The following is an 18,738-nucleotide window of genomic DNA, read 5'->3' on the forward strand; positions in this document are numbered from 1 at the left end:
TTAATAGAACAATCCATAGAAACTTATAATAATAAAAGACCACATTGGAGTCTTAATTTAAAAACACCTAATTTTATACATAACAAAAAATCCTGTGAAGCTAGCTTCACAGGACTAAATTAAATATCGTAAAATTGTCAACCTATTTTAGGACGACTCAATGATATAAACACTACTCTTATTCTTTACCTATTCCATCAACCACAATTCTATCTTTTCTATTTGCTACTTCCCAAGCAGTATAAAAAACTAGTTTTGCACGTTTAGCCATAAGATCATATTCAATCTTATCTGCTGTATCAGTTTGTTTGTGATAATCTTCATGAACACCATTAAAATAAAAAATAATAGGAATATTGTGCTTAGCAAAATTATAATGATCACTTCTAAAATAGAATCGATTAGGATCATTTTCTGCATTATAAGTATAATCTAAATCCAACTTTGTATGAATTGAATTCATTTTTTCACTGATATCATGCAATTCAGTACTTAATCTATCACTACCAATCAAATACACATAATTATTCTTATCTTTTTCTTCGTGATTTTTATCGATCCTTCCTATCATATCAATATTAAGATCTGTAACCGTATTTGCTAATGGAAACACTGGGTTTTCTGTATAATATTTTGATCCATACAATCCTTTTTCCTCACCTGTAACGTGCAAAAACAAAATGGATCTTTTTGGTCCTAACCCATCTTTTTTTGCTTTCATAAACCCTTGTGCTATTTCTAATATACTTACTGTACCAGAACCATCATCATCAGCTCCATTAAATACTCCACCGTTTCCATCAACTCCTACATGGTCATAATGTGCAGATATAACGACAATTTCATCTGGTTTTTCAGTTCCTTCTATAAATGCCAGAACATTTTCTGATGATTTAATTCCTCCTCTAAAGAAGCTTGCTGGTATTTCTTGAAAGTAATCATCTCCTCCTAATGGAGAAAGTATTCCCATTCTTTTATATTGCTTTTTTAAATATTCTGCTGCTTTTTTCTGACCTGGTTCACCAGTATCACGACCTTCAAAATCATCTCCTGCAAAAGTATACAAGTACTCTTTCAATTCATTAGTAGTAATAGTTTCTGCATAAGTAACTGCGGCTAACTCCATATTTATAGCATCTGTATCCACCTCTGGATAATCTATCGAAGAATTCTGAGAGTTCCCACAACAACAGATAATAAATGAGCCAACTAATAATAATGTGTTTTTCATACAAACATTTAATTTAATATCGTACAAGATACTCATTTAGACCCATATAGATAAGTGAATATTTTCTTAAAACGAATTACATTAAATTATTTGAAAAAAATCTTTACAGAATTAAAAAAGGTTATTATATTTGCACCCGCATTCAGGGAATACCTGATGAGACTAAACACTGGAGAATTGGCAGAGTGGTCGAATGCGGCAGTCTTGAAAACTGTTGAGGGTCACACCTCCGGGGGTTCGAATCCCTCATTCTCCGCTTAGGAATTAGCAAATTCCGCTAAAAACCCGTAAACACTATGTTTACGGGTTTTTTAATTTTATTAAATGCCAAATAATAACAAAAATCGCCAAAGAAAAAGGGGGTAATTCAGGGTCACTTTCATCTCTCTTCAGCTAACCCCTAATAAACTTTAAAACCTTATAAATAAAGGATTTAGTATAATTATTTTTTATTACTTTTTTATATTAAAAAATATAAAGCCGATACACTTAGGGATTCTTATTTAGGTAAAGATTACGATAAACGAATGTTACTGGAAATTTTTGAAGAATATAACAAGAAAGTTAATAAACTTATTGTTAGTGACTTTGCTGCAGGAATAGCAGAACGCTATAGAACAGCTAAAAGCATGTATCTGAATATATTCAAAAATTTTGTATTGTTTGATTTAGAAGACCTAAACTCTATAAAAGTATGATAGTAATTCCTTAATTCCACATTAAATAGCTGTTTCATAAGCTGTCGTCATTTCCATTATTAACTGCTCCACTGCTATACAGGGCATAAATTAGTTCAATCAAATTAGTTTTACTACTGGTCTAAAAGAGCCTTGATTGCTTTTGAATTGAGGCATTTTCTGTTTCCATACCATTACTATTATCTAATTTATCCGTTTCTTTTTCTAGATGAATTAAAAGCATATCATAAGCTAAAATTGTTGCTACAACTGCTGTCATGACTGGTTGAGAATTCTTTATCAGTAAAAAAATGAAACGTTTCAGGATGTAGCCTTATATATACCTTGTCTCTTAAAAAATGTAAATCATCCAAAGCATGCATTAAGCACACATTTTAATTAAAAATATTAAAAATAGTACACTATACTACTAAATTATATTATATTTGTTGAAAATATTTGACACCACATAATTATGATTAAAAATTTAAACGAAACAACAGGTTATAAAATACGTAACGTGTCTTTGCTTTTAATTAATAAAATAAATCAGAATTTTATAAAAAAAGGGTTTGATATTACCGCAGAACAACTTAAGATGTTGGTTGTATTATGGGAGAGTGATGGTAAGACCCAAAATGAATTAGGTGAAAGTGTTGGTAAATTCAAAACAAGCGTAACTAAAATTATAGATGGTCTTGAAAAGCGAAAATTAATTCAAAGAGCCCCTCATCCAACAGATAGGAGGGCTAATGTCATATATTTAACCGAAGTTGGTAAAAATATTAAAAAACAACTTGAGCCTATTATTGAACACACTTTAAGTGAAGCCCACAAAAATATATCTAATGAGAAGTTAATCGTCTTTCATGAAGTCTTAAATCAAATAGAAAAAAATCTCAAATAGAAAAAATTTGAACTAATAGTACACTATACCACTAAATACTATTTAACTATAATGAAAAAAAATAAAGTCACTGTAAAAATTGCTAAAACTAAAGTTTTGTTTGGTGTTCTAATCTTTTTTGGAATACACATAATGAACGGACAAAACACTACTGATTCTCTGTCATTACAAAATGTGTTAGAGATTATTCTAGAGAATAACCCACTATTGAAACAATCCGAAGGTAAAATTAAAATAACTCAATCAAACATAGATGTGGCTAAAAGCTATAAATACCCTAAAATGATATTTGAGGGTTCATTCACTTATGTAGACCCAGTTTCAGAGGTAGCCCTACCTATAGGAGATAATCCCATCGTTCTTCCTTTGTTCCCAAATGATAACTACAATGTATATGCAGGAGTACAATATGTACTCTACGATTTCGGGAGAACAAAAGAGGTTATCAACATATCTAAAATTGAAAAGTTGATTTCAGAGGAAGGTTTAGAAGCTGCGCAAAAGCAGCTTACTTATGCAGCAACAGAGCTTTTTACTACAATTTTATTCACCGAAAGTGCCATTAATGTTCAGGATGAGCTTATAACTTCTTTACAGCGAAATTTAAAACGAATTAATGGTTTTGTTGACAATGGGTTAGCTACAAGTTTTGACCAAGTAAATACAGATGTAAGAATAACAAGTGCGCAAAATAAAAAAGTTGGTCTACAAAACTCTTTAAATAATCTAAAGCTTCATTTAGGGGAACTAATGGGCTGGTCTACCAATGCTAAGGAAATATCTATAAAAGGAGTTCTAAACATTGAAAAACAACGCAATAAAAAAGCGGTCATCACAGAAGAAATTCGAAATGAACTAGCAATTGCAAAACATATAGACTCCATATTAGTAAGTGGTCAAAAATTAGCAAATAAGGGGAATCTACCTTTTATAACCATAGGTGGAACTACCGGTTTTCACAATGGATATTTACCTGATTTAAATGAATTCAGATTTAATTATGCTGCATTTGCTAAAGTAACGGTTCCTATATTTCAGGGTTCCAAAGTAAAGCACGAGAAGGAAATTTCGAAAACAAAAATTGAAAACAGCAAATGGCATCTCAAAGAAATTGACACAAAAATAAATACGGAAATAACTTCTGCATTAGGAACTTTAGAGAATGCCTATAAACAATACGAGAACAATAAAATATTAATTCAGCAAGCCAAAATAGCAGTACAGCAAGCTCGTAAAAAATATGAAAATCAATTAATTACGAATTTGGATTTATTAGATACCGAAGTAGTATTATCCGGCGCACAATTATCCTTATTAGAATCGGAATACAAATGCATAATGGCACAATATAAACTACAACAAGCAAAAGGAATAAAAATTTGGCAATCAACTTTTATGTAATAAAAAAAATGGAAAATACAAGAAATACAAAAAACACTAAGAAAATAGCAATTATATCTATCTTTTTAATGACGTTAATATATTGCTGTTACCTTTTCGTCGGGCATTTAAAATATGAGAAAACTGATAATGCCCAAGTAGAAAGTCATATTTATCAAGTGAATCCCAAAATAGGCGGACAAGTACTAGAAGTCTTAGTAGATGACAACGAATACGTTGAAAAAGGTCAGATCCTAGCACGTATAGATAAGAGTGACATAGAGTTAATGTACGCGCAGGCCAAAGCAAGTTTAGCACAAATAAAAGCAGAGAAAGCTGCCGCCTTAGCAGTAGTTCAAGCTTCTAAATCAGCATCTCAAGCGGCTTTTACCAGTATATCTGTAGCAAAAGCAAAGAAAAAAAGATTAAGTACAGATATAGTTCGCTTTACCAATCTTCGTAAAGATGACATTATACCACAATCTAAAATTGATGATATCAACACCAATTTTGATGTAGTTACCTCACAAGTTACGGCTGCGCAGCAACAATATAATGCATCTAATGGTCAGTATAATGCTTCCTTGCAAAAGATAAGTAGTATAGATGCTGCTATTGAAGCTGCCAAGGTTCAAGTACAAAACGCAGAGCTAAAACTCTCCTACACAGAAATTATAGCTCCTGCGTCTGGCGTAGTATCCCGCAAAATGATAGAGGCGGGACAAGTAATAGGACTTGGACAGCCTCTTATGGCCATAACAGATTTTTCAGAGTTGTGGATAGTTGCAAATTTTAAAGAGGGACAAGTGGCTAAAATGGTAGAAGGTCAAGATGTCGAAATTAAAATAGATGCATTTTCTAACAAGCATTTTAATGGAAAAATAGAATCCATTGCGGCAGCAACAGGAGCGAAATTCTCCCTTTTTCCTGCGGATAATGCAACGGGGAACTTTACAAAAGTTACCCAAAGAATACCTGTAAAAATTCTATTTAATGAGAATGAAATAAAAGATGAAAAATTACGAGCTGGAATGAGTGCTGTTATCAAAGTAATTAACAAATAGTAACATGAATACAGCAACTACAACAAAAAATAAAAGTGTTACAATTAACTTAGGGATCCCTCTATTTCTAGCTGCAAGAAAAAAGTGGCTTATACTTTTGGGAGTCACACTTTGTGCAGCATTAGATATTTTGGTTGCCACTTCTTCATCTGTGGCTATTGATGAAATTGCCGGTTTTTTAAGTGCAACGGCAGACGAAATAGTTTGGATGAATATTGGATACTTTATATCCAAGTTAATTTTCTTAATACTCTCTGTTCAATTTACTAAAATCATAGGGGGGAAAAAATTATTTATATACTCACTTTCAATTTTTATTACAGGGGCTCTTTTATCCGGTACTACTACATCCCTAGGTGTTTTTATGGTTGGTCGAGTGTTTTTAGGTGCAGGTAGTGCTGCTTTTTATACCGTTGCTCAAGCAATTTTATTCACCATATTTCCCATTAAAAAGCAAGGAACCGTGCAAGCTATTTTTAGCTTGGCTATTGTTTTAGGACCTAATGTTATTCCTGCCTTTAGTGGTTGGCTTACTTATCACTATATATGGCAGCTAATATTTTTATTTACGGTAATCATAGGGATATGTGCAATCCCATTAATTAATCAAATACCAAAATTTGTTTTACCTAAAAGTTCTGAAAATCAATCTAAAATCAATTGGCTGAATGCTATTTGGCTATCAATAGGACTGGGTGCATTTCAATTCGTTATGGAGGAAGGGTCCAGATACGATTGGTTTGAGGAACAAAAAATAACAATATTATCAATTACAGCACTAATCGGATTTGTTTTATTTTTTATTCAAAATAAAAGAGATCATCAGAACTATAAATTAATTGACTTTTCTGTATTTAGAAATTCGTCTTTCTCATTAGCATTTTTAATAAGTTTTGTCTCTGGTTTTGCCTTATTTGGAAGTGGAGCAGTTATTCCTGGCTTTGTTCAGAATGTACTTCGGTATCAGAGCGCTGCTGTAGGATTTACGTTATTCCCAAGTGGCATTTCCATTCTTTTGGGGTTGATAACTAGTGCTATCATTGTTGACACCAAAAAAATTCCTCCCTTTGCAAGTGCTGCTTTAGGTGTGGTTTGCGTAATAACTTCTATGATTTTAGTATCAGATGTTACTGTAATATCTGGTTTCCCAGATATGATTCCGGCAATTATGCTTAGGGGACTTGGACTGGGGCTTTTGTTTGTACCTATAATTTTTATTGCTTTTAATGAATTAAAGGGCAATGAGTTATTAACAGGAACAGGACTGTTCAATTTTGGAAGACAATGTGGAGGTTCATTTGCTATGGCTTTTCTGCCCACTTATTTAGCACATCAAATGGCATTTCATAGAAAAAACCTATTACAACACACGACCCCATACAACACTCTTTTTAGTGAAAGAGTACAAGGGGCTACACAGGCTCTTATTTCAAGGGGGTATAATCCAACAGAGGCAAAAAACGCAGCGCTTGGAACCGTTGATATTGCATTGAACGTTCAATCTGCAGTTTTAGCTTTTCAAAATACCTTTTTTGCTATTTCTATGGTGTTTTTATGTGCAGCACCTGTAATTATTGCAACAAAAGTTTATTTAAACAAAAAAAATTAAACCAAATACAATTAAAATGAAATTAGAGAGTATACTTTTTGAATCCACTGATTTAGGAGCATTAAAATTAAAAAACCGCATAGTGATGGCGCCCATGACAAGAAGTCGAGCTACCGCAGATGGAATTGCAACTCCTATAATGGCAACGTACTATGCACAGCGTGCAAGTGCAGGTTTAATAATATCAGAAGCATCTCAGGTATCATTGCAAGGAACAAGTTACCCAAATACACCAGGCATTTACACCAAAGAGCAAGTAATTGGTTGGAAAAAAGTAACAGACGCAGTACACCAAGCTGGAAGTAAAATTTTTATACAGTTGTTTCATGGGGGACGAATATCTCACCCCAATACCCAACGAGGAGAAATACCTGTAGCCCCTTCATCTATAAAAGCAGAAGGATTAATACATACTTCTCCTCAAAATGAAATGAAGGCTTTTGTTTCTCCAAAAACATTAAAAACTGTTGAAATTGAGGACATAATTAAACAGTTTGGTTATGCTGCAAAAAATGCACTTGATGCTGGTTTTGATGGCATTGAAATTCATGCAGCAAATGGATACTTGATTGACCAATTTTTAAGAGATAGCACCAATAAACGGATGGATGAATATGGTGACTCATTCCAGAACCGAACACGTTTATTAATCGAAATAATTAAAGAAGTCCGTAAAAATTTCAGCCTACAAAAAGTGGGAGTACGATTATCTCCACTAAGTACTTTTAATGATATAAGTGATAGTAATCCATTAGGTTTATATTCTTATTTATTACAAGAACTCAACGTTTATAATTTGGCTTATGTACATCTTATTGAAGATGCTACAGCGTATAAAAATTCTGATTTTTTAAATGGTGTAAGTGCAACCTTGGGTAAATATTATAAAGGAAAAATTGTAGGAAATGGAGGGTATACTTTAGAAAAAGCAGACTTTGAAATATTCAATAGTATTGTAGATGTTGTTGCTTTTGGTAAATTATTTATTTCCAATCCAGACTTGCCCAAACGGTTTATGTTAGAAGCAGATTTTAATGTACCGGATGAAAGTTCATACTATGTAGGAGGTGAAGAAGGATACATTGACTATGAAACATTAGAAGGATAGAACTTTTAATAGATGATAATGATTGTAATATATAATTTTGAAAACAATAAGAATTCTGAAATTTTACTGGGGATCTTTAACCAATCCATTGGAAAGTTATTATATCAAAATGATAAAATATTTTGCTATAAATGTGAATTGAAGCATATATACAATATATGCCTTAAAGTCTATGAGGTTTTCAACACTAATAAAACATTGAAAAAAGAAGATGGAATAAAAATACTACATCTAGATGAACTTGAAACTCATATGAAAGTCATTAGACTAAAAAAAGAAGGGAATAAAAGGGTAAACAAACTTTCCTTTGCACATCTGAATAATAATAAATAGGGTTAAAATTATTGAAAATGAAAATATAATGCATACCATATTAAAAGGGGAATGTTCGAGATGTCATAAAGGTAAAATGTATACAAACTCAAACCCTTTTGTTTTGTCTAAACTTTTTAGAATGCATGAAATATGTTTCCTATGTTCTACAAAATTAAAAAAACTTCATTTTTCTTTGGAGCATGGTATGTAGGTCATGGTTTAAGTGTTTTATTGGCTGTAATAACCTTTTTATTAAGTTTCTTAGTTTTTGACTTAATATTAATTAATTGCTTCAAAGTAATTGTATGCCTGCTGATGATTAGTTCCCCAATTATCGGTAGGCTATCAAGAAATATTTGGATTGTATTTTTTATTAAATATGACCCTAAATTCAAAGCAAAGCAGTTAGGTTAGCTTAATAATTATAGATAATTATAAAAATGGAATCAATATTTAAAACTTGGAAAACAAGTAGAAATTTATTTTTAGAATACTTTGACAAGTATTCTTTGGAACAACTGAATAAAATTCCTGAAGGATTTAGTAATAATCTAATATGGAATATTGGACATATAATAGTTGCACAACAGGCCTTAATATATAAGTCATCTAATATCCAAGAATATATCTCTGGAGAATTATTTGAACTTTATAAGCCAGGTACAAAACCAACTGAACAAACTACTGCAGATGAGATTAAGGAGCTAAAAGAACTTTTAATATCCTTAATTGAAAAAACAGAAATAGATTTTTATAATAAGAGGTTTGTTACTTTCAATGAAAGAATGACAGGAACAGGGTTTCATTTAAGTTCGTTAAAAGATGCTTTTGAGTTTAACAATTACCATGAAGGGTTACACTTGGGGTGTATGATGAATATTCGAAAGTTTATTTAAAAAGATGTGTCATAGATTATGTTTTTATCTGATTCAAAATGAAAATTTATCCACAGAACTTATTACGATAAATAATGATTAGTACAAGATATTTGAGATACCTTTTTTTAACCGTGACGGTTTGGCTATCCTTTTTTATTACCTTCCAGATTTCTCTTTCCTATGTTTTAAATGATTTTCAAAATCCAATAGACTCCCTTTTGTTTTTAATAATTGTAAGCTTTCCTGTAGCATTAATTTCTGGAATTGTTACTGAAACTATGGATTATGTGATGTTTGATTATAACTTATTACGTGATTCTTACTTTTTAAAAATATTTTTAAAAAGTGTCTTACATGTCATTGTATTTTTAATCGTAATATATAAAGTTGCTTTTTTCTTTTCCAATCAAGCCGTAGAACTTGGGATTAAGACTACAAATGCATTTAAATTTGTAACCACTGAAAACGGTTTCTTATTACTATTATTATATTCTTATTTAATTAGCTTTCTAGTAAATTTTCTACGCCAAATCAATCAACATCTTGGGCATAAAACATTATTAAATTTTTTAATTGGCAAATACCGAAAACCCAAAGAAGATAATCGTATTTTTTTATTCTTAGATTTAGACAACTCAACAACTTTAGCAGAACAAATGGGACATTATAATTATAGTTCTTTAGTACAAGACTGCTTTAAAGATTTGACACAAGTGATTTATAGATATGACGCAGAAGTATATCAATATGTAGGAGATCAAGTTGTTTTACACTGGGAAAACACGCCTAGAAATAAATCATATCTAGTGGAGTTGTTTTTTAATTATGAGTCGGTTCTTCTTAAAAGAAAGGAGTATTACCAAAAAAAATATGATGTTCTTCCATCATTTAAAGCTGGTGCAGATGTTGGCCCTGTTATGGTAAGTGAAGTAGGTGAAATAAAAAAAATGATAGCCTACCATGGGGATGTTTTAAATGTTGCGGCAAGAATTGAAGGCTTATGTAAAACACTTGAAAAAAAGTTTCTAGTATCTCAACATTTTTTTGAGAGTGAATTCTCTACACCAATCAACATAGATATAGAATATATAGATACTAGAGTATTAAAAGGGAAAACAAAAAGAATTGATATATATAACGTTACTAAACAAAATAATCAACCAATATTTATTTAATATTTGCCTTTGTTTATAAAGGAATTAAAAATAGAATATATGAAAACTTATTTACTCATCTTATTTTTTGCTTTATCTACTTTTAGCTGTTTTTCACAAAAAATGACCTTTAATGTAGATTTTTCCAAAAATTATGCAACACTTGATTTTTTAAATAATCTTTCCCCAAATTATCCATCCAATCCATATAAAGAGGTTTTTAAAAACTCAAAATATGACACAAAAAAGTATAGAGATCTTATAGATCATTTTGCGAAAATAAATATTTTTTATCAATATGAATACCCTCAATATCCTTATGGAAATAAGATTGGGGGTAATACCTATTTTATTTTAGGAAGAAACCTTATTGAAAGCAAAGACCTTAATGAATTTAAAAGAAAGTCATTTGGCATAATTCCGAATCATGATTTAAACAAGCTATATGAGATTTTGCTGGAGTTTCAACCAATTTATGACGAGTTAGTTTTTGAACCTTGTAGATTAAAGTTCAATCAACAGATAGAGAAAACCCGTGAGTTAATTTCAAAAGTAGACATAGACAAGCTATTTAAACAAACTATAAAATTTCACGAATCCAATTGGGATTTCTCAATCCCTTTTAAACTTTCTATGTACCCTATACCTAATGCACGGAAAAGAGGTTTTAATGCTACAGCTTTTTACAATATAGCAATAGCGGGAATCCCTCAAGGATTTGAAGATTTTGAAGAACTTTTAGCTGTACTATTTCATGAGTCCTCACATATTGTATATGATGAGCAATCACTTAGTGTAAAGAAGGATATTGAATCTTGGTTCAAAAATAATAGTTCAAAATCATCAAATTACGCTCAACTTCTGTTTAATGAGGCTATCACCACTTCTATTGCCAATGGATATCTATATCGAGAATTAACAGGAAAGCTCCCTGAAGGAAATTGGTATAGAAACAAATTCATTTCTAATATGGCACAGAAAATATATCCTTTGGTTGAAAAATATTTTGATAAGAATAGAACGATTGACCAGGATTTTATAAACGAGTACATTGCTGTTTTTGACAAAGAATTTCCGAGTTGGATGGAAGACATTGACTTTGTATTAATGCAACGATTCGTGATTTCCGAAAATAAGGAAGCCTACAAAAAATTATTAAAGAATCATCGATACTCGAATATCAATGAATATGAATACAAATTAGATGCCCTTACCATTGAAAAAATGAAGACTCATCCAATAACCAAGATTATCCTTGTTACAGATAAAAACCAACATAAGTTAGATTTGATAAAAGAAAGTTTTGAAGAGTTAAAAGAATGGAAACCGGACGTAAGTTTTGAATTTACTTATATAAAATTCTTGAAGGATAAAACATATTTGATTATCATCAATTCTCATTCAGAAGACATTTCCATGTTAATGGAGAGTTTATCTTTTCAATAAATCGACAAAATCGTGGAACTAACGTAATGTGCAAAACTTAAGTAACAACCAAAAGTTATGTATACTAGAGTGATCAGATTTGACTTTTTTATCATTATTATTTTTTTAATTTTTAGAAGATTTTCTTTGCCTTAGTTTGAAAAGAGCAATTAAACTATCTGATTCTATTTCATACTATCATACTTAAAGCCTCGGGGGTAACTCCAAGATATGATGTTAACATGTATTGCGGTACTCTTTGTATTACTTGAGGCCAGTCTTTTACTAAGTTTGAATATCGTTCTTCTGAAGTATTTAGAATAAAAGAAGCTTTTATATCACACACCTTTATATATAAACTTTTTGCCAATAACTTACCAAACTCTACAAAGTTTGGTATTGTCTTATACATATGATCTACATCTTTTTTTTCAAGTACATTTACCGTACTATCCTCAATGGCTTGTAAATGAGTCAACGATTTTTTGCTTATTAAAAACTTGAATAGTCTGTACAAAATCCATCTTCAAAGAAAAATTGCTTATTATACTCTTCACCGTCTACAGAATACCACCCTTAAAAGCACGACTATTTATAAATGCGACAAAGGAACATACTTTACCTTGAGTAAGAATGAACTTATTCTTTGATTTTTTTACCGTCGTTAATTCTTCAATAAGAAGAATATCTTTTTCTTCTAACTTGATAAAGTTTTTAAAAAATGCTATAACCTGTTCATGCATCATTATTTTGTTTTTAAAATTGAAATCGGTAACCAAAATCAAGAAAAAAACCAGCTTGATTTATTTGGTCAACATTATTGGTTATTCTATTACATTTTCTGACAAAAATATTGTCTCTATTGGTAATGTACTGTAGATCAATGTAAAATTTGTGAGATGTTTTCTTCTTATTACTATTTAATGTAAAACCTAATTTTAAATCTAATCTCATATAGTCATCGTACTGTTGACTAAACGCTAAATCATCTTATAAAATTTCATAGCCAGTATTTTGGGGTGTTTCTAAATCAACAGGAGTATAATACTATCCTTCAGATGTTCAGAAAGCGTTCTAAGCTAATTGGAATGCTTTATTTTATAATAGAAATAATTCAACGATTTCTAAAGAAAAGGTTAGAACAAAATTAATCTCCAATTCCCAAATTTATTTCACCAAATACTTCCCTTTCACTAAGATTCAAATACATGTATTTTATTATAACAATACATTGGTTTTCGAATAATTCTGTTACTGAAAAAGAGTTTAAGATTTTCTTCTAAATAATAATCTCACAAAGCTTTTAACGCTCATTTTTAATACTATATAGTTCAAAAAAAGGTAAATGACATAAACATGACACTTAAATGTCGTTCTGATTACAAACCAATAATGATAGTTTTGTTCTAACAAAAATATATTTCAATGAACAATCAATCAATAGCTAAAAACCTAATCTATCAAAGAAAATTGAAAGGTTTTACACAACAAGAATTATCAGCCAGAACAGAAGTGACAGTCCGTACTATTCAACGTATAGAGAAAGGAGATGTCAATCCACATCTACAAACTATAAACTTATTAGCAACTGCACTTGAAATTGAGGTCGATGACCTTTTGCAACTTGAAAATCCAAAAGAGGAAGCCATCCAAAAAAAATGGTTATTACTATTACACGGGACCCCCTTGTTAGGCTTTATACTGCCTTTTTGTAATGTGCTTTTTCCATTATTTTTGTGGATTCACAAAAGGGAAGACAATACACTTTATGATAGACATGGTGCTAAAATTGTTAATTTTCAGATTACAGTACTATTGCTATACGTATTATCTTTTGTAGCTTTATTGACCATAGAGAAATGGGGTTTTTTAATCTTCATTTTAATCATTCCACTTTGCGTATTAATAGTTATAATCAACATTATATATGCAATAAAAGAGTCCAAATGTTATTACCCTTTCTCTATTCCCTTTTTGAAAGGTAGGACAAGAGGAATAGCTAAAGTAACTTTACTCTTAATTCCTCTTTTAGCTTTTATCAATTGTGCTCCTAAAAACAATAATAAAATAACTCGTCTAGATAGCACTGAAATTTCAAAAGATTCTTTGACCAATACAATCAATCAGCTAATGAATAATGCTGAAGTTCATGGGATGGCAATTACTATTTTTAATGAAAAAAAACCTGTTTATCAAAACACTTTTGGGTATAAAAATGTCCCTAAACAATTAGTTCTTACGGATACCACTAACATCTATGGGGCCTCTCTAAGCAAAGCCGTTTTCAGTGTCCTTGTGATGAAATTGGCAGAAAACAAGGTTATTGATTTAGATACACCTCTTGAATCTTATTTACCTAAGAAAATCTATGAATATGAACCACAAACACGTTGGCATGATGACTATTCTGATTTAAAATCTGATAGTTTATATCATAAAATAACAACAAGGATGTGTTTAGCACATACTTCGGGTTTTAATAACTGGAGGTTTTTTGAAGCCGATAGAAAATTAAGAGCAAATTTTGAACCAGGTTCGAAATACTTCTACAGTGGTGAAGGCCTAGTATATCTACAAGTTGTCATAGAAAAACTCACTAAAAAACCTCTTGAAGAATTAGCTCAGGAACTTATTTTTAAACCTTTGGAAATGAACAACACATCGTATCAATGGCAACCTAGATTTAAAAAAGATTTCGCTCACGGGCATACGATAAAAGGTGAAACCTATGATAAGGATATAGATAACGAACCTAGATCTGCTAGTACTTTAGAGACAACAGCAAACGATTATACAAAATTCTTAACCGCTGTCTTGAACGAGCAAATTCTTAGTAAAGCTTCTTACAATGAAATTTTTAGTCCTCAAATTAGAATAAAAACCTTGGCACATTTTGGTCCTAATTCTAAAACATCAACTAATAAATACGACGCTATTAACTTGAGTTGTGGTTTAGCTTGGTTAAATTTTGATACGCCTTACGGAAAAGCTGTAACAAAAAGTGGTCATGGAGATGGATTTCAACATTATTCAATTTTATTTCCCGAGACAGGTAAAGGAATGTTAATCATGACCAATAGTGATAACGGAGAAAGCATTTATAAAGAATTATTAGAGATAGCTTTAGCTGACACCTACACACCTTGGGAGTGGTCAAATTATATACCATATAACCATAAGTAATATTTTATTTGAATAGAAGCGTATAAAACATGGCATAATGAAGATTATTTTTTACATTTTGATAATTTACTTCTTCTTAAGTTGTTCGGAAAAGAAATCGAATACAGATTGTTTACATCATGGTCTTCAAAACACTTTCTTAAAAGATAAAAATACCGCTAATCCTATAATTGAAAGTATTTGGAAATCTATCAGAAACGGTTATTCTTTTCAAGCAAGAAAAGACAGTATTTTACTTTACGGTTACACCGCTAATTTTTGCTATAAAGAAAGGAGTGATTACTTAGAGGGATTATTATATTCACAAAGCCGGCTTGCGTTACTAGGAGGTACTTTAGGAATTTTATTTAACAGATTTTGGAGACAGAACTTAAACTTTATAAACAAAAAAGATTTTAATTAGAGTTGACAAACTTCCTTAAAATACTATTGGATTTTCTAAATTAATGTCGCTAAGCTCTCAAGAACTCTTTTAAGCTTTATATGCTTAATATTGATATCATTTAAAAAAGTGTTCTAATTAGATTAGAACACTTTTTTAATGAAGAAAAATACTTAATGTTTCTTATTAATATTCATTCTCAAAGTAAAAAATAAAACGATCGATATTTTGAATATTTATCCAAAAACAAAATAATCTATATGGTTTGCTTTACTCCTACATTCCATATACCTGTAGCTGCTGTTTTATTTACGTATTCACTAAAAGAAATTGGTTTTCTCTTAAGCACTTTTTCAACATCATTAGTAATTTCTGAGTTATTAGGGTTGCCAAGAACTTCTGTAAACAAATATTCAATGAGCCAAACGAAATCTTCAGATAAATTAGCTTTTCTCATTCCGTCTCCGTATTCTGATATCGAAATTGGTACAAACGTAATAATTCGATTACTCACCTGAGCAATGACATTGATTGCCTCTTTAAAGGTAATTGCCTTATCTCCTGTAAGCTGATAAATCTGACCATTATGAGCATCATCCAATAGAGCTTTTACAGCAACTTGCGCAATATCATCTGCATCCACAAATGGAATTTGCACATCTGCTTGTGGAAGCGCCACAAAACCATCTAAAATAGGTTCTAACAAAAAGTTTTCGCTAAAATTTTGATTAAACCAACTGGCACGTACAATGGTATAATCCAAACCAGAATGAATAACCACTTGTTCACACAGTTCTGCTTCTCGTTCTCCTTTTCCTGAAAGCAGCACTAACTTTTTGACATGGGCTTTCTTTGATACTTTAACTAATTCTTCGATAGCTTGCAATGCACCTGGTACAGCTAAGTCAGGTTGATAAGTAATATAAACCTTATCGATCCCTTCAACAGCCTTTGTCCACTCTTCTGGTTGATGCCAGTCAAAAGATGGTGAGGCATTTCTTGACCCAACCCTTACTTGGTGTCCTTGTTCTTGAAGCAGATTTACGATACGTTTCCCTGTTTTTCCTGTTCCACCGATTACTAAAATGTTTTCTGTTTTCATCTTTAATTGTTTTTATAATTATTAATTGAGATTATACTTTTAAAGTCTTGAAACTTTTTGATTTTACTTCTTATAAAAAATTTACTTTATTTCTCTTGATAAAACTTTGGTATACCAATACAATACTGAGGTTGCGATAAATTCTATTCCTATGAGCCAAAAACCCGCAGCAGTGAAGAAATTATAATACGTTCCTCCGTTGGGTAGTATTAAAAAGGGTACAGTAATAATAACATCTAACAATGTTGCAATTAAAAAGAATGCTAACCCTATCCAATATCCTTTTACAGTACTATCTTTTCTATAGTACAGTTTTGTTCCAAACCAAACCACAGGTACTACTCCTAAAGAAAGAAATATATTTGCTTGTAGTTCTGTGTCTTTTATAATAGAAATGTAAAAGGAGAGTGTATAAAGGCTTACTCCAATACTCCAAATAATTATTCCAATGATGATTGCTCTAACTAACTTCATAATTGTTCGTTTTTTGATCCTGCCCAATCGCAGAGTGATTTAATTTTATTTTGTAAAAATGATTCCTATCAACAGTAAGGCAAATGAAATGAATGAAGTGATAGTTCGTTGGATGTGCCATCTGTTCCAAGGTTGTTCAAACTTGGTTCTCAATTCTGCCAATTCTATAGCCGAGAGATTTTCTAGTATGGTCTTGTCTAGTATTTCATTGAGTGGTACATTTTTAAATATTGTAATAAGACCTACACCCACAAAAAAGAGTATGGCTGCAAGTAGAAACGACCAAAATGTGGTAGGATTTGCATTCTTATGTAAAAAGGCATTTACTGAAAGAAATATTACAGGCGAAAAGAACACAATTAGGAAACTCGGGTTGATAATCGCACGGTTCATTGCCTGAAAGGATTGTAGAAACGTAAGATCATCTAATCTTCCAATGCCAGAAGTGACAGTGTTTGACCAGTTAAAACACAATCCAGCTGTAAGCCCTGTAAATAAAATACCAAGTAGTAATATAATGAGTTTGATTTTATATTCCATTGTTATGATTTTTTGTGGAGGTTATCCAGGTTAATAATTCTTGGTACTCTTGGTTTGTGAGTTTGATTTTCTTACCCTTTGGCATTCGCTTTTTTATGAATGTTTGCTTATATACATCAGCTGCCCAAGGGTTCATATTTTCTTTGGTGAACACCCGCCTTCTATTACGCTCAACATGACAGACATTACATTTGTTCGTAAGGATTTTGTACGCTCTTAACTGAATAGAATCTCCTGCTGCGCTATAAGTTGATTTGGTGTAAACGAAGTTTTGTCTTTGTTCTCTTTTTGAGCTCTGTGCTACCAGAAAAGAGAGTGTCAGTCCGAGGATAATTTTTACTAATGTGGTCATCACTGTTTGTTTTACTAATTAGGATGACACAAAATTGCATGTTATCAGCTCGATTTATTTATTCGAGCGGAAATATGATTTGTTCGAAAAGTGCATTACTTGAGTTGACTGGGTCTATAGCCAAATTTTTTTGCGAAAGCATTGGAAAAAGAACTAAGACTATCATAACCTACCTGCCAGGCAGCTTCTTGTACAGTAGCATTATTTTCACTAATAAGTTTGTGAGCAGAAGAAAGCCTTTCATTTTGAAGGTATTTGAATACAGGCACCCCAAAAACAGCTTTAAATTCTTTTTTGAGTTTTGTAGTATTTAACCCTATTTGTTGGGAAAGTTCATTAAGAGAAGGTGGGTTTTCTAAATCCCTCAATAAAACTTCTCTAACTTCATTTAGTTTATCTCTGTAATGGAGTTTTGAACGCGAATTATGCATTAATGCCAATTGTCCAAAAAAATGAGAAAGTAACACCGTTATCTGACTTCGAAAAAACATCATTTTTGTCTTTCCAGAATACTGGTTAGCAAAAATTGCGTCTACTATACGTTCCATTTCAGGAGTCATGAAAAAATTAGGACCTTCGACATAATGATCTTTTGGATGAACCAATTCCTGAAGCAAATCTCTAAAAATCTCTCCTTCCTGATTTGGTAACTTATCGAGATTCTTTAAAGCAGTAGCCACCACAATACACTCCAGGTTTTTATCTGGGGAAATAGTATGTTCAAATGCTACATTTTCATCAGCATAAAAAGAAAGTGCCAGACCCTTTGTATGCTGGAATTTTTTAGTTACCTGTCCATAGTTTACAGCTAAGTCTACATTACCCGAGCCATAAAATGCAACAGCAATAAGTGGTTCTTCAAAACGACATGCATCTACTTCAATATTTGTTGCACTACCTTCTTCAAGCAAAATAACAAAGTCATTAATATGTATAAAATCTCGAGTCATAATATTC

21 protein-coding genes, 1 tRNA gene and 1 pseudogene are annotated in these 18,738 nt (G+C 31.4%); 11 read left to right on the forward strand and 12 right to left on the reverse strand.

The window, feature by feature from the left end:
• Nucleotides 1-178: 178 nt before the first annotated feature.
• Nucleotides 179-1,231: a M28 family metallopeptidase gene (locus DK442_RS14970; protein ID WP_109436707.1), complete on the reverse strand. Its 1,053-nt coding sequence runs from the start codon at nucleotides 1,229-1,231 to the stop codon at nucleotides 179-181.
• Between the two features lie 171 nt (nucleotides 1,232-1,402).
• Here DK442_RS14970 and DK442_RS14975 point away from each other — a divergent pair.
• A tRNA-Ser gene (locus DK442_RS14975) sits at nucleotides 1,403-1,487 on the forward strand.
• Between the two features lie 354 nt (nucleotides 1,488-1,841).
• On the opposite strand, the gene DK442_RS28855 is transcribed toward DK442_RS14975, so the two are convergent.
• The 4 genes and pseudogenes from DK442_RS28855 to DK442_RS28865 all read right to left on the reverse strand — a co-directional run bounded on the left by DK442_RS28855 (nucleotide 1,842) and on the right by DK442_RS28865 (nucleotide 2,291).
• Complete coding sequence (locus tag DK442_RS28855) at nucleotides 1,842-1,967, reverse strand: RteC domain-containing protein (protein WP_109436708.1); 126 nt, start codon at nucleotides 1,965-1,967, stop codon at nucleotides 1,842-1,844.
• Nucleotides 1,964-2,041, reverse strand: a pseudogene (locus DK442_RS28860) (RteC domain-containing protein); the annotation flags it as partial. The pseudogene DK442_RS28860 and the gene DK442_RS28855, both read right to left, overlap by 4 nt.
• A gap of 9 nt (nucleotides 2,042-2,050) precedes the next feature.
• Nucleotides 2,051-2,188 (reverse strand): hypothetical protein, encoded by a 138-nt coding sequence (locus DK442_RS28255; protein ID WP_160114204.1) that lies wholly within the window; start codon nucleotides 2,186-2,188, stop codon nucleotides 2,051-2,053.
• Nucleotides 2,154-2,291, reverse strand: a complete 138-nt coding sequence (locus DK442_RS28865) for an RteC domain-containing protein (protein ID WP_109436709.1) — start codon at nucleotides 2,289-2,291, stop codon at nucleotides 2,154-2,156. The genes DK442_RS28255 and DK442_RS28865 overlap by 35 nt, the downstream gene beginning before the upstream one ends.
• 92 nt (nucleotides 2,292-2,383) lie before the next feature.
• Between DK442_RS28865 and DK442_RS14995 the strand changes: the two genes are divergently transcribed.
• From DK442_RS14995 to DK442_RS15040, 8 genes are all read left to right on the forward strand, one after another.
• Nucleotides 2,384-2,815 (forward strand): MarR family winged helix-turn-helix transcriptional regulator, encoded by a 432-nt coding sequence (locus tag DK442_RS14995; protein ID WP_109436710.1) that lies wholly within the window; start codon nucleotides 2,384-2,386, stop codon nucleotides 2,813-2,815.
• Between the two features lie 51 nt (nucleotides 2,816-2,866).
• The gene (locus DK442_RS15000; protein ID WP_109436711.1) at nucleotides 2,867-4,216 is read left to right on the forward strand and encodes a TolC family protein; all 1,350 of its coding nucleotides are present in this window, start codon (nucleotides 2,867-2,869) and stop codon (nucleotides 4,214-4,216) included.
• An 8-nt stretch (nucleotides 4,217-4,224) separates the two neighbouring features.
• Nucleotides 4,225-5,259: an HlyD family secretion protein gene (locus tag DK442_RS15005; RefSeq protein ID WP_109436712.1), complete on the forward strand. Its 1,035-nt coding sequence runs from the start codon at nucleotides 4,225-4,227 to the stop codon at nucleotides 5,257-5,259.
• Between the two features lie 4 nt (nucleotides 5,260-5,263).
• Complete coding sequence (locus tag DK442_RS15010) at nucleotides 5,264-6,868, forward strand: DHA2 family efflux MFS transporter permease subunit (RefSeq protein ID WP_109436713.1); 1,605 nt, start codon at nucleotides 5,264-5,266, stop codon at nucleotides 6,866-6,868.
• A gap of 16 nt (nucleotides 6,869-6,884) precedes the next feature.
• Entirely contained in the window at nucleotides 6,885-7,976 is a 1,092-nt protein-coding gene (locus DK442_RS15015) for an alkene reductase (RefSeq protein ID WP_109436714.1), read from the forward strand.
• A gap of 755 nt (nucleotides 7,977-8,731) precedes the next feature.
• A complete protein-coding gene (locus DK442_RS15030) occupies nucleotides 8,732-9,187 on the forward strand; it encodes a DinB family protein (protein WP_109436717.1) in 456 nt (151 codons plus the stop codon).
• A gap of 74 nt (nucleotides 9,188-9,261) precedes the next feature.
• Nucleotides 9,262-10,344 (forward strand): adenylate/guanylate cyclase domain-containing protein, encoded by a 1,083-nt coding sequence (locus DK442_RS15035; protein WP_109436718.1) that lies wholly within the window; start codon nucleotides 9,262-9,264, stop codon nucleotides 10,342-10,344.
• 39 nt (nucleotides 10,345-10,383) lie between these two features.
• Nucleotides 10,384-11,769, forward strand: coding sequence for a hypothetical protein (locus tag DK442_RS15040; protein WP_109436719.1), 1,386 nt, complete (start codon nucleotides 10,384-10,386; stop codon nucleotides 11,767-11,769).
• A gap of 169 nt (nucleotides 11,770-11,938) precedes the next feature.
• Here DK442_RS15040 and DK442_RS28630 read toward each other — a convergent pair whose 3' ends face one another.
• Together DK442_RS28630 and DK442_RS28635 are read right to left on the reverse strand one after the other, a co-directional pair.
• Entirely contained in the window at nucleotides 11,939-12,226 is a 288-nt protein-coding gene (locus DK442_RS28630) for a hypothetical protein (protein WP_235010967.1), read from the reverse strand.
• 82 nt (nucleotides 12,227-12,308) lie between these two features.
• Nucleotides 12,309-12,494, reverse strand: a complete 186-nt coding sequence (locus DK442_RS28635; RefSeq protein WP_235010968.1) for a hypothetical protein — start codon at nucleotides 12,492-12,494, stop codon at nucleotides 12,309-12,311.
• 679 nt (nucleotides 12,495-13,173) lie between these two features.
• Between DK442_RS28635 and DK442_RS15055 the strand changes: the two genes are divergently transcribed.
• Together DK442_RS15055 and DK442_RS15060 are read left to right on the forward strand one after the other, a co-directional pair.
• Nucleotides 13,174-14,931 (forward strand): serine hydrolase, encoded by a 1,758-nt coding sequence (locus DK442_RS15055; protein WP_109436721.1) that lies wholly within the window; start codon nucleotides 13,174-13,176, stop codon nucleotides 14,929-14,931.
• A 37-nt stretch (nucleotides 14,932-14,968) separates the two neighbouring features.
• Nucleotides 14,969-15,334, forward strand: a complete 366-nt coding sequence (locus DK442_RS15060; protein ID WP_109436722.1) for a hypothetical protein — start codon at nucleotides 14,969-14,971, stop codon at nucleotides 15,332-15,334.
• Between the two features lie 235 nt (nucleotides 15,335-15,569).
• Here DK442_RS15060 and DK442_RS15065 read toward each other — a convergent pair whose 3' ends face one another.
• The 5 genes from DK442_RS15065 to DK442_RS15085 form a co-directional block, all read right to left on the reverse strand.
• Complete coding sequence (locus DK442_RS15065) at nucleotides 15,570-16,415, reverse strand: NAD(P)H-binding protein (RefSeq protein ID WP_109436723.1); 846 nt, start codon at nucleotides 16,413-16,415, stop codon at nucleotides 15,570-15,572.
• Between the two features lie 81 nt (nucleotides 16,416-16,496).
• Entirely contained in the window at nucleotides 16,497-16,889 is a 393-nt protein-coding gene (locus DK442_RS15070) for a DUF5367 family protein (RefSeq protein WP_109436724.1), read from the reverse strand.
• Between the two features lie 45 nt (nucleotides 16,890-16,934).
• The gene (locus DK442_RS15075; protein WP_109436725.1) at nucleotides 16,935-17,429 is read right to left on the reverse strand and encodes a DUF1772 domain-containing protein; all 495 of its coding nucleotides are present in this window, start codon (nucleotides 17,427-17,429) and stop codon (nucleotides 16,935-16,937) included.
• Nucleotides 17,419-17,784 carry a hypothetical protein gene (locus DK442_RS15080; RefSeq protein WP_160114205.1) on the reverse strand — a complete coding sequence of 122 codons (366 nt, stop codon included), beginning with the start codon at nucleotides 17,782-17,784 and terminating at the stop codon, nucleotides 17,419-17,421. Before DK442_RS15080 ends, DK442_RS15075 begins: the two co-directional genes overlap by 11 nt.
• A 92-nt stretch (nucleotides 17,785-17,876) precedes the next feature.
• Nucleotides 17,877-18,731: an AraC family transcriptional regulator gene (locus DK442_RS15085; protein ID WP_109436727.1), complete on the reverse strand. Its 855-nt coding sequence runs from the start codon at nucleotides 18,729-18,731 to the stop codon at nucleotides 17,877-17,879.
• Nucleotides 18,732-18,738: the final 7 nt, after the last annotated feature.

The organism is Aquimarina sp. AU119 (assembly GCF_900312735.1).
GTDB lineage: Bacteria > Bacteroidota > Bacteroidia > Flavobacteriales > Flavobacteriaceae > Aquimarina > Aquimarina algiphila.

What these genes read in the sequence shown, in the direction of transcription:
- DK442_RS14995 (WP_109436710.1), top strand. Translation starts at nt 2,384, where the DNA reads ATGATTAAAAATTTAAACGAAACAACAGGTTATAAAATACGTAACGTG.
- DK442_RS15085 (WP_109436727.1), bottom strand. Translation starts at nt 18,731, where the DNA reads ATGACTCGAGATTTTATACATATTAATGACTTTGTTATTTTGCTTGAA.
- DK442_RS15040 (WP_109436719.1), top strand. Translation starts at nt 10,384, where the DNA reads ATGAAAACTTATTTACTCATCTTATTTTTTGCTTTATCTACTTTTAGC.
- DK442_RS15035 (WP_109436718.1), top strand. Translation starts at nt 9,262, where the DNA reads ATGATTAGTACAAGATATTTGAGATACCTTTTTTTAACCGTGACGGTT.
- DK442_RS15065 (WP_109436723.1), bottom strand. Translation starts at nt 16,415, where the DNA reads ATGAAAACAGAAAACATTTTAGTAATCGGTGGAACAGGAAAAACAGGG.
- DK442_RS15005 (WP_109436712.1), top strand. Translation starts at nt 4,225, where the DNA reads ATGGAAAATACAAGAAATACAAAAAACACTAAGAAAATAGCAATTATA.
- DK442_RS28635 (WP_235010968.1), bottom strand. Translation starts at nt 12,494, where the DNA reads ATGATGCATGAACAGGTTATAGCATTTTTTAAAAACTTTATCAAGTTA.
- DK442_RS15000 (WP_109436711.1), top strand. Translation starts at nt 2,867, where the DNA reads ATGAAAAAAAATAAAGTCACTGTAAAAATTGCTAAAACTAAAGTTTTG.
- DK442_RS14970 (WP_109436707.1), bottom strand. Translation starts at nt 1,231, where the DNA reads ATGAAAAACACATTATTATTAGTTGGCTCATTTATTATCTGTTGTTGT.
- DK442_RS15055 (WP_109436721.1), top strand. Translation starts at nt 13,174, where the DNA reads ATGAACAATCAATCAATAGCTAAAAACCTAATCTATCAAAGAAAATTG.
- DK442_RS28855 (WP_109436708.1), bottom strand. Translation starts at nt 1,967, where the DNA reads ATGAAACAGCTATTTAATGTGGAATTAAGGAATTACTATCATACTTTT.
- DK442_RS28255 (WP_160114204.1), bottom strand. Translation starts at nt 2,188, where the DNA reads ATGACAGCAGTTGTAGCAACAATTTTAGCTTATGATATGCTTTTAATT.
- DK442_RS15060 (WP_109436722.1), top strand. Translation starts at nt 14,969, where the DNA reads ATGAAGATTATTTTTTACATTTTGATAATTTACTTCTTCTTAAGTTGT.
- DK442_RS15010 (WP_109436713.1), top strand. Translation starts at nt 5,264, where the DNA reads ATGAATACAGCAACTACAACAAAAAATAAAAGTGTTACAATTAACTTA.
- DK442_RS15015 (WP_109436714.1), top strand. Translation starts at nt 6,885, where the DNA reads ATGAAATTAGAGAGTATACTTTTTGAATCCACTGATTTAGGAGCATTA.
- DK442_RS15075 (WP_109436725.1), bottom strand. Translation starts at nt 17,429, where the DNA reads ATGGAATATAAAATCAAACTCATTATATTACTACTTGGTATTTTATTT.
- DK442_RS28865 (WP_109436709.1), bottom strand. Translation starts at nt 2,291, where the DNA reads ATGCATGCTTTGGATGATTTACATTTTTTAAGAGACAAGGTATATATA.
- DK442_RS15030 (WP_109436717.1), top strand. Translation starts at nt 8,732, where the DNA reads ATGGAATCAATATTTAAAACTTGGAAAACAAGTAGAAATTTATTTTTA.
- DK442_RS15070 (WP_109436724.1), bottom strand. Translation starts at nt 16,889, where the DNA reads ATGAAGTTAGTTAGAGCAATCATCATTGGAATAATTATTTGGAGTATT.